The sequence below is a fragment of the Pseudomonas sp. EA_65y_Pfl1_P113 genome, assembly GCF_963970525.1.
Classification (GTDB): domain Bacteria; phylum Pseudomonadota; class Gammaproteobacteria; order Pseudomonadales; family Pseudomonadaceae; genus Aquipseudomonas; species Aquipseudomonas tritici.
In genome coordinates, this window is the sequence record NZ_CAXAQM010000002.1 from 380,640 (window position 1) to 389,469 (window position 8,830).

Here is an 8,830-nt window from a genome sequence, read left to right on the forward strand (position 1 = left end):
CGAAAACCAGTGCAGATGAGCAACCGCCAGCCCAAACTCACGCGCACACAAAGACGCCGCACTGGAATTCAGGGCGGCGTCAGCGAAAAAGTCAGGATTCAGGGGTTAAAGTGCCAGCAGGCACCTGAAGGGGGGGATACAGTTTAAGCCCTGTCAAATGGCGCATTTGCCCCATGCGCCAAGTGCTAGGAAGACGCGTTTGAGAACCTTCCTACGTACTAAACAGCTTCGACCTGCAACGCAACACGCTCGCGGCACGGGCATTCGTCCATGTATCGGTGCGCTTCCACGAACTGATTGAACGGGAACACGGTCGTTTTCAACGGCACCAGCACGCGGTCGGCTGTCAGTTGGTTGATATCGCGCAACGCCCGTTGCAAGGCTACGTGGTCCTGAATGATGCCCAGCTCCGGTTTGCCAGTGAAGTTACCGATGCAGTGCACAAAAAACTGAATGTTCTTCTGGAACGCCGCGCACGCCGGGAAGGGCGTCTGGTTACCGCCCTGCAACCCATACAGCACCAGGCTGCCACGGGGTGCCAGTACGTCACCGAGCAAGGACATCTGCGGGCCACCCAAACCGTCGAACACCACGTCGACACCGCGGTTGTCGGTGAACTTGTTGATTTGCATCAGCAGGTCTTGCTCTTCGGTGACGATGACCTTTTCCGCACCGAGCGACAGCAGATACTCACGCTCCGCGCTGTCCTTGGTAGCGGCAATCACCCGCACCCCAAGGGCCTTGCCCAGCTGTACAAAGGACGGACCGGCGCAGTGGCTGGCGTCAGTCACCAAGGCAAATTGCCCGGGCTTGACCCGTGCCAAGTCCACGTAGGCGAAGTAGGCGATCAACAGCGGCGTGTAGTGCACGCTCGCTTCAATAGGGCTCAAGAGATCCGGGTACCGGGTCAGGGCCGAACGGGGCAGGACGATCTGCTCACCATAGACCGGGTAGTCATTGGGGCTCTCGGCCGGAAAACTGGCGACTTTATCGCCCACTGCGAAGTCATCCACGCAATCGCCTACGGCGACCACCACCCCGGCCATTTCATGGCCAAGACCGGACGGTAATCTTGCATGGGAAGACGCCAGGTTCTGGCGCCACAAAATGTCATACCAACTGATGCCAATCGCTTCGACACGCACCTGCACTTCGCCCGGTGCGGGCTGCGCGGCTGCATGCTCTTCGCATTTGAGCACCTCGGCCGGACCAAACTTGTGAAAACGGATCGTGCGGGACATCGCAAACCTCGTCAAAGTAACCTCTAATGCCATGAACTCTATCTGGGCTTTACGGGTAAGGCCACCGGTCGCCATTAATAGTCGACATGTCTGTCATTGATTCAGCGTCTGAGGAATAGACCTCAGCTCTTGTAAGAAAACTCAATTTTCCTGTGCAGAATAACAGCCTTTCCCCGTAAGATTCGTGCTGGCCATTGTTGTTATATGCCCGCTCTCGTCAAGTCAGCTGACTCTTCCAGGACACAAGATGAACCGTAACGACCTGCGTCGTGTCGACCTTAACCTCTTGATCGTATTCGAAACCTTGATGCATGAGCGCAGTGTGACCCGCGCCGCCGAGAAACTGTTCCTCGGCCAGCCAGCCATCAGCGCGGCGTTGTCACGCCTGCGCGGGCTGTTTGATGACCCGCTGTTCGTGCGCACCGGACGCAGCATGGAACCGTCGGCCCGAGCGGTAGAAATCTTCGCCCTGCTCTCCCCGGCCCTGGACTCCATTTCCACCGCGGTCAGCCGCGCCGCTGAATTCGACCCGGCCACCAGCACCGCAGTGTTCCGCATCGGCCTGTCCGACGACGTCGAGTTCGCCCTGCTGCCTCAACTGCTTAAACGCTTGCGCGCGGAGTCACCCGGCATCGTGCTGGTCGTGCGTCGCGTCAATTACATCCTGATGCCCGGCCTGCTGGCCTCCGGCGAAATCTCCATCGGCGTCAGCTACACCGCCGACTTGCCGGCTAACGCCAAGCGCAAAGTATTGCGCCGCAGCCTGCCGAAACTGCTGCGCGCCGACAGCGTACCGGGTTCGCTGAGCCTGGACGACTTCTGCGCCCGCCCCCACGCGCTGGTGTCATTTGCCGGTGACTTGAGCGGGTTCATTGATGAAGAACTGGAAAAACTCGACCGCAAGCGCCACGTGGTATTGGCGGTGCCGCAATTCAACGGCCTGGGCACCTTGCTCGCGGGCACGGACATCCTCGCGACCGTGCCGGACTACGCGGCCGAGGCGTTGACCTCGGCGGGAGGGTTGCGTGCGGAAGACCCGCCATTGCCGGTGCGTAGCTTTGAGTTGCATATGGCGTGGCGTGGATCACAGGATAATGACCCGGGCGAGCGCTGGTTGCGGTCGCGGATTCAGATGTTTTTTGGGGACCCCGATAGCCTGTAATGGGATTCCACTGGATTCCATAAAGTCCTTTTATAACAACTGCTTATTGATATTTTTAGTCCACTGCCGCCTGTCTAAATCCAATGGATTCCACGACTCATGGGGGCATAATTGGGGGCAAATTTCGGTTCCTTAAAAAGGATGCCCCCATCGATGCCCCCAGATAATGTGGTTGTTTTCAAACGAAAACTCAGCGATGCCTTGATCCGCTCTCTGACCGAACCAGGTAAACACGCCGATGGCGAAGTTCCTGGCCTCTACTTGGAGGTCAGGGCGTCGAGCAAGGTCGGCAAATCCCCTTCCAAGGTTTGGCGATTGAAGTATCGGCTGCATGGGAAGGAAAACCGCTTCTCCATCGGCGCTTACCCCGACATTAGCCTCAAGGAGGCGCGCGACATTGCCCGCGGCGCACGCCGCGACGTGGCTAACCACACCGCTCCGCTCAAGGCCAAGACCGCCAAGATCGAGGCACAGTTGCTCAATGAAGAGCGCACCTTCGCTTACGTGGCCGAGCAATGGTTGGCATTCAAGTCTGCCGAACTGGTGACAAAATCCATCTCGGGCTTTACCGGAGCACTGAACAACCACATCTTGCCAGCCATTGGCAAAAAACCGATCAGCGAGATCAAGTTGGAGCACATCACTACGATCATCACTGAGTTGCGCCGCCAGCGCACCATGGCCATGGCCCGGCGCGTGCGCACTATCATACGTGCCGTTCTGGGCTTTGCCGAAGGTCGCGGCTGGGTGGAGCGCAATGTGGCGCTCAGTAATATCGAGGAGTTGAAGATTCGCCACATCGTGACCAGCAACCCGGCGATCGAAAGGCCATCCGACCTGGGCAGGTTTCTTCTACGCCTTGATGACTGCAACGAGGGCAGCGTTGCCACAGCAATGCGTCTGCTGGTCATGTTGCCGGTCCGACCAGGCGAACTGGTGCAGATGCGCTGGGAAGATGTCGACTTGGTGGGCGCCGATTGGCGTTATGTGGTGAGCAAGACCAAGCATCTGGACAAGAGCAAACACATCGTGCCGTTGCCTGAACAAGCCTTGGTTCTGTTACGCGAGCTACATAAAACCCGCGTGGTGGATGAGGAAGGCAAAGGCTGGGTGTTCGTCTCGCCGGTCTATCCTGGACGTCCCATAAACCCGACCTCCATGCTCAAGTCCTTTCAGCGTATTTGGCCGGAGTACGACATCACTGCTCACGGCTTTCGCGCGACCTACAGAACCATCGCACACGAGCACTTGGGCATCGATCCAATTGTGCTCGAACTATCGTTATCCCACAGAATGCCAGGTGCACTAGGGGCTGTTTATGCGCGTGCGCAACTGCTAGCGCAACGCCGGGAAGCGGCTCAACGATGGGCTGACTATTTAGATCATCTACGGCAAAACGCTTGGCGAGTGACGACAGATTGACGATATACGAAAATCAGTAGATTGGAGCACGAAACGAGACTCGCATCTAGCGTCCGACCCATTGAAATCTAAGAGGTTTATTTTATTCCTTAAGTAAGAATGGACTCAATTCTGGACTTGCTTTTTGGATATCTCAATTGGAATTAATCCAATACAACCTACTGGGTTCTACCAATAGCCAATCGGAGCATTGCCATCAAGCTGACGGTCTCCATTGCTGGATAATCTCGAAATGAGTCCCCACCAACAAGACGTCCCGCCCTCTCCCGCACGCGCGAGGATAATCTGGAGTTGTGCTGGCTTTGGCGTCCTGTGCCATTTGGTTTCTTTGCCGGAAAGATGAGGGGCGAAATCCACTGCCCTTATGTCGGCGCCAACGCGCCCAGCTGGATCGTCAAGCCGAAAGCCAGGATGCCTATGTCATACCGACCCTGATCCTCAGCGACCTTGAGCAGTGCGCCAATTTTGCCCAACAGATCGAGCACGCCGGGTTGCGCGCGCTGGAACTGAACATTGGCGCACCTGATGGCGAAGAGGCTGCCAAGGGCGCCAACGTGCTGGAGCGCGACACCGACCGGATTGAGCAGATCGTGCGACGGATACGCCAGGCGACGACATTACCGTTATGGATCAAGTTGACCGGTAACCGTCCGCCCTGCACCCTCTCCTGACAACCCTCCAAATTAGCCAAGATAGTGGACACCATTTTTAGTGGACACTATCTTGGATACAGTTGCCCCAGCCCGTCGAACCGGTCGCCGCCCCAACTTCCCGCTCGACTTTAAACGCCGAGTCGTCGAAGCCACCTTCCAGCCCGGCGCCTCCGTGTCGTTGATCGCTCGCGAACATGACGTCAATGCCAACCTGGTATTTCGCTGGCGGCAACAGTACCAGGAGGGGTTATTCGGCCCGGTTAGCCAGGGTGTAACGCTCTTGCCAGTTCAGATGATCGAGGCGCCAATCGATCTGCCACAGGTCGTCCAGCCACAGGCGGAGTGTCATTCCGAGATCGCAGTTGAGGTCGGAAAAGCCAAGCTGCGTATCACGGGCGCGCCCGATCCGCAGACGCTGCAATTCGTCTTGCAGCAGTTATTGCGATGATTGCCCCGCCCGCTGGAACCCGTATCTGGATCGCCGCAGGCGTCACCGACATGCGTCGTGGCTTCGATGGTTTAGCGGCACTGGTGCAGACACAGCTGGAAGCCGACCCGTTCTCCGGTCAGATCTTCGCCTTTCGCGGACGGCGCGGTGACCGGATCAAGTTGTTGTGGTGGGATGGCGACGGTTTGTGCCTGTTCTGCAAGCGACTTGAACAGGGACGCTTTGTCTGGCCGCAAGCAACCAGCGGCAGCGTGTCGCTGACGACCGCGCAGTTGTCGATGCTGTTGGAAGGCATTGATTGGCGCAGGCCAATTCGTACAGCACCCGTCCTCGCGGTCTGACTTGCCACGCTGAAAAAATCCCAAGTAACATTCGGTCATGACTCTTGCGACCGACTCCTTGCCTAACGATCTTCAACCCTTGAAGGCTCTGGTCTCTGCCCAACGGGCAGAGATTGAACGGTTGAAAATGATGATCGCCAAGCTGCGTCGTATGCAGTTCGGTCGCAGCTCCGAACAACTGGACGCGATGATCGATCAGCTCCAACTGAGTCTTGAAGAGTTGCAAGTCAGCCAGACTGAACTGACGCCGCCAACCGAACCGCCACCTCGCCCTGTCTCTCGGCGCAAGCCGTTACCTGAACACCTGCCTCGCGAAACTTACGTCCATCAGCCTGAGTCGCAATGCACCGGCTGCGGTGGGAAGCTTCGCCATTTGGGTGAGGATGTGTCCGAAGTCCTGGAGTACGTTCCGGCACGTTTCAAAGTGATCCGCCATGTTCGCCCGAAGCTGGTTTGCCGCTGCTGCGAGCACATCGATCAGGTGCCGGCACCGAGTCGCCCGATAGCCCGAGGCCTTGCAGGCCCTGGGCTACTGGCCCACGTGCTGGTCTCCAAGTTTGTTGACCATTTGCCACTTTATCGGCAGTCCGAAATCTACGCCCGTGAGGGCGTGGAACTGGAGCGCTCAACCCTGGCCGACTGGGTGGGCCAGAGCAGCCAATTGCTCAGGCCACTGGTCAACGCGCTTGAGCACCACGTCATGAGCGGTCACAAAGTCCATGCCGACGACACGCCGATTGGCGTACTCGCGCCGGGCAACGGCAAGACCAAAACGGCTCGCCTGTGGACATACGTGCGCGACGACCGACCTGCGGGTGACTCGACACCGGCGGCGGTCTGGTTTGCCTACTCGCCGGATCGCAAGGGGCAACATCCGCGCGCTCATCTCAAGAGTTTCAGCGGGATCTTGCAGGCTGACGGCTACGCCGGTTTTGCTCAACTGTATGCGACAGGCACTATTGAGGAAGCCGCCTGCTGGGCTCATGCCCGACGCAAGTTTTACGATGTCTACAAAGACCAGGCTTCACCCCTTGCCGCCGAGGCGCTGCAACGGATTGCGGCCCTGTATGCCATCGAGAGCGAAATTCGAGGGCAACCGCCCGACCAACGCAAAGCGATTCGGCAAAGCCGGGCCAGTCCGCTGCTGGAACACCTGCACGCATGGCTCAATCAGACGCTGACTCAATTGTCGAAAAAGTCGGCATTGGGCGGTGCAATCCTCTATGCCCTCAACCGGTGGCAGGCCTTAATGCGCTACTGCGATGACGGCCGAATCGAAATCGACAACAACGCTGCCGAACGGGCGCTACGCGCCGTCGCGCTGGGCCGCAAAAACTACCTGTTTGCCGGTTCCGATGCCGGCGGAGAACGAGCCGCAGCGATTTACAGCCTGGTGGGTACTGCCAAGCTAAACGGGTTAAACCCACAGGCCTATCTGACCTCCGTGCTTGAACACATTGCCGAGCACCCGATCAATCGGGTGAGCGAGTTGCTACCCTGGAACATATCCTTGAACCACACTGAACACTGTGAGGCCGCCTGATTCATGGTTAAAACTGTCCGTTTACCCAAACCCGCGCCCGACCTGTTGCTGCTGCACATCGAGCTGAAGTGGATCACTCCGAAGATTTGGCGTCGGTTCGCGGTGCCTGAAAACATCACCTTGGGAAAATTGCACCATGTCATCCAGGTCGTGATGGGCTGGAGTGATAGCCATCTGCATGAGTTTGAAATTGCCGGTGAGAATTACGGCATGCCCGACCCTGATGGCTGGGGGCCGACGGTAAACCCGGAAGCCCGTAAAACGCTGATCAAGGCGCTGAACGGAAAGCGGACATTTAATTATCTCTACGACTTTGGTGACAGTTGGCATCACAGTATCAAGGTCGAAAAAACGCTACCCGCTATTGCCTGTCCTCAGGTGCCGTATTGCATCGACGGCGCCAATGCTTGCCCACCGGAAGACGTGGGTGGCGGGCCTGGTTACGAGGAGTTTCTGGAGGCGATGGGCAACCCCAATCATCCAGAGCATGACGCCATGGTTGAATGGCATGGCGATGTTTTTGATCCTGCGGCATTTGAGTGCGAGCGCGTGAACCAGTGGTTGAAACGGATTAAGGTTTGAGTTGTAAGGCGGTGTAGCTCGGACGCTTACGTTGACCGGGCAGAGCGAAAACGTCGTCGGCCTGGCCGAAGCTGCCCGCCGGAGCAGCGCCGACAGCGTGGTGATGATGGGGCGCTTCATGGGATTTCTGCCCGACCTGGAAACAGAACGCCCGCTACTCGGTACGTAGGCGGCAATTTGCGGCGGTTGGGCCCTGCCGCTGACCGCCCGCTGGCTGATAGTGACCCGTAAGAAGCTCGGTGCGGACTTGCGGAACAGCACGCACATTGCCCCCAATTTTTTCTGGCCAAGACCTCCTCGCTGATCCCTTTAGCAGTCATAGTGATGAACAAAAAACTTACCCACTCTTCAAGGCATAGCTGGACCGCCTTCTGGCAATAACCGCAATCCTTTCGGCCGTAAATCGCATAATCAGGCGTATCTATTCAGTGCCTCAACTCACCACTGAATTTTTTCGTAGTCACGAACTCTTCAGCCAACGTGGGATGTATCCCTACCGTCGAATCCAACTAAGTCTTCCTCACTCCCATTTTGACTCCCACGGCAAGTCCCTGAATTATTTCCGCCATCTCTGGCCCAACAGATGGGGCCGGAATACCGTATTCATGGCGTTTTCGACAATCAGCTTCATAAAGCTCCGCTCGGCATTACCGGGCAAGATGTACTTGAGGGATCTGAATTACGACTAAAACACACTGACTGCAGCGCCACCGTGTCTTGCTGAATCTTCGATCAATCCGACACCTGTCGCATTGAGAAGAGTGAATATTGCTGTGGCGATATTCCAGTAGTCCAGGCCGCCCTCGCCTCCCGCATAAAGGTGCTCAACTACGGCAACTGCTTCATTGATAGCAATTGGAGTCGAGGCAGTCCGATGGATCACGTCAACGACTGCATAAATATTGCTTGGCCACTCCAAAACTGTTCATAAACTACTTCATCGCTGTCTTGCGTCGCAACTTGCGCGCATTATAGTCCAAGACTTTATAATATTGGGGCGTCGCCTTGTTGCGTAAGGGACGACATCAAAGTTGTTCATCATACCGTCCTCCAAAAGCACACACTTCTCTTGGGCTCCGTACTCATAACGTTCAAGACACTGCAATCAAACTTGAAAAAGCAGCACCTTTCTTTGCTATTTTAGAAACGATAAATTTTCTAATATTTTCATCGCGGCCCCTCAGAGGAAGATCCCGCGATTGGCTGGAGTTTTCTGACTGACTAGGCCGTCAAAAATCGATGAAAACTCCATGGTGATGCAACCACCACCGACAATGAGAGTCCGCATCAGGATGCTTCTCGAGATCAAACGTAAGCGATCCACCAAGCACACCTACAATCAGGTACGGTTTCCGTTTACCGTGGCATTTCCGGTGAGCAGTTCCACGGTAACAACGCTTCGTAGTCTTCTGCCGTGGATGCATGCGGCAACCGCTCA

Annotated in this window: 9 protein-coding genes and 1 pseudogene; 9 read left to right on the plus strand and 1 reads right to left on the minus strand. The window is 56.6% G+C overall.

All coding sequences use genetic code 11. The features are described 5' to 3' along the window. Nucleotides 1-218: 218 nt before the first annotated feature. On the minus strand, nt 219-1,241 hold the full coding sequence (locus tag AACY52_RS03810; protein WP_339560256.1) for a zinc-dependent alcohol dehydrogenase family protein: 1,023 nt from the start codon (nt 1,239-1,241) through the stop codon (nt 219-221). Between the two features lie 247 nt (nt 1,242-1,488). Between AACY52_RS03810 and AACY52_RS03815 the strand changes: the two genes are divergently transcribed. From AACY52_RS03815 to AACY52_RS03855, 9 genes and pseudogenes are all read left to right on the plus strand, one after another. Then, nucleotides 1,489-2,403: a LysR family transcriptional regulator gene (locus AACY52_RS03815; RefSeq protein WP_038850482.1), complete on the plus strand. Its 915-nt coding sequence runs from the start codon at nt 1,489-1,491 to the stop codon at nt 2,401-2,403. Nucleotides 2,404-2,556: 153 nt separating this feature from the next. Beyond that, nucleotides 2,557-3,825, plus strand: coding sequence for an integrase arm-type DNA-binding domain-containing protein (locus AACY52_RS03820; protein WP_339420251.1), 1,269 nt, complete (start codon nt 2,557-2,559; stop codon nt 3,823-3,825). Between the two features lie 293 nt (nt 3,826-4,118). Further along, nucleotides 4,119-4,496: a hypothetical protein gene (locus tag AACY52_RS03825; RefSeq protein WP_339420162.1), complete on the plus strand. Its 378-nt coding sequence runs from the start codon at nt 4,119-4,121 to the stop codon at nt 4,494-4,496. A 133-nt stretch (nt 4,497-4,629) separates the two neighbouring features. Then, nucleotides 4,630-4,726 (plus strand): annotated as a pseudogene (locus AACY52_RS32180) (transposase); the annotation flags it as partial. A 196-nt stretch (nt 4,727-4,922) separates the two neighbouring features. After that, nucleotides 4,923-5,267 carry an IS66 family insertion sequence element accessory protein TnpB gene (gene tnpB, locus AACY52_RS03835; protein ID WP_029571618.1) on the plus strand — a complete coding sequence of 115 codons (345 nt, stop codon included), beginning with the start codon at nt 4,923-4,925 and terminating at the stop codon, nt 5,265-5,267. 37 nt (nt 5,268-5,304) lie between these two features. Beyond that, nucleotides 5,305-6,810, plus strand: coding sequence for an IS66 family transposase (locus tag AACY52_RS03840; protein WP_339457481.1), 1,506 nt, complete (start codon nt 5,305-5,307; stop codon nt 6,808-6,810). A 3-nt stretch (nt 6,811-6,813) separates the two neighbouring features. Continuing rightward, the gene (locus AACY52_RS03845; protein WP_137211883.1) at nt 6,814-7,392 is read left to right on the plus strand and encodes a plasmid pRiA4b ORF-3 family protein; all 579 of its coding nucleotides are present in this window, start codon (nt 6,814-6,816) and stop codon (nt 7,390-7,392) included. Nucleotides 7,393-7,423: 31 nt separating this feature from the next. Then, nucleotides 7,424-7,561 carry a hypothetical protein gene (locus AACY52_RS03850; RefSeq protein ID WP_339560257.1) on the plus strand — a complete coding sequence of 46 codons (138 nt, stop codon included), beginning with the start codon at nt 7,424-7,426 and terminating at the stop codon, nt 7,559-7,561. 1,081 nt (nt 7,562-8,642) lie between these two features. Then, the coding region (locus AACY52_RS03855) for a hypothetical protein (protein WP_339560258.1) at nt 8,643-8,830 on the plus strand (188 nt) is incomplete at its 3' end.

Bases quoted from the DNA above. Each gene is read 5' to 3' on its own strand.
- tnpB (WP_029571618.1), top strand. From the start codon at position 4,923: ATGATTGCCCCGCCCGCTGGAACCCGTATCTGGATCGCCGCAGGCGTC.
- AACY52_RS03810 (WP_339560256.1), bottom strand. From the start codon at position 1,241: ATGTCCCGCACGATCCGTTTTCACAAGTTTGGTCCGGCCGAGGTGCTC.
- AACY52_RS03820 (WP_339420251.1), top strand. From the start codon at position 2,557: ATGCCCCCAGATAATGTGGTTGTTTTCAAACGAAAACTCAGCGATGCC.
- AACY52_RS03815 (WP_038850482.1), top strand. From the start codon at position 1,489: ATGAACCGTAACGACCTGCGTCGTGTCGACCTTAACCTCTTGATCGTA.
- AACY52_RS03840 (WP_339457481.1), top strand. From the start codon at position 5,305: ATGACTCTTGCGACCGACTCCTTGCCTAACGATCTTCAACCCTTGAAG.
- AACY52_RS03845 (WP_137211883.1), top strand. From the start codon at position 6,814: ATGGTTAAAACTGTCCGTTTACCCAAACCCGCGCCCGACCTGTTGCTG.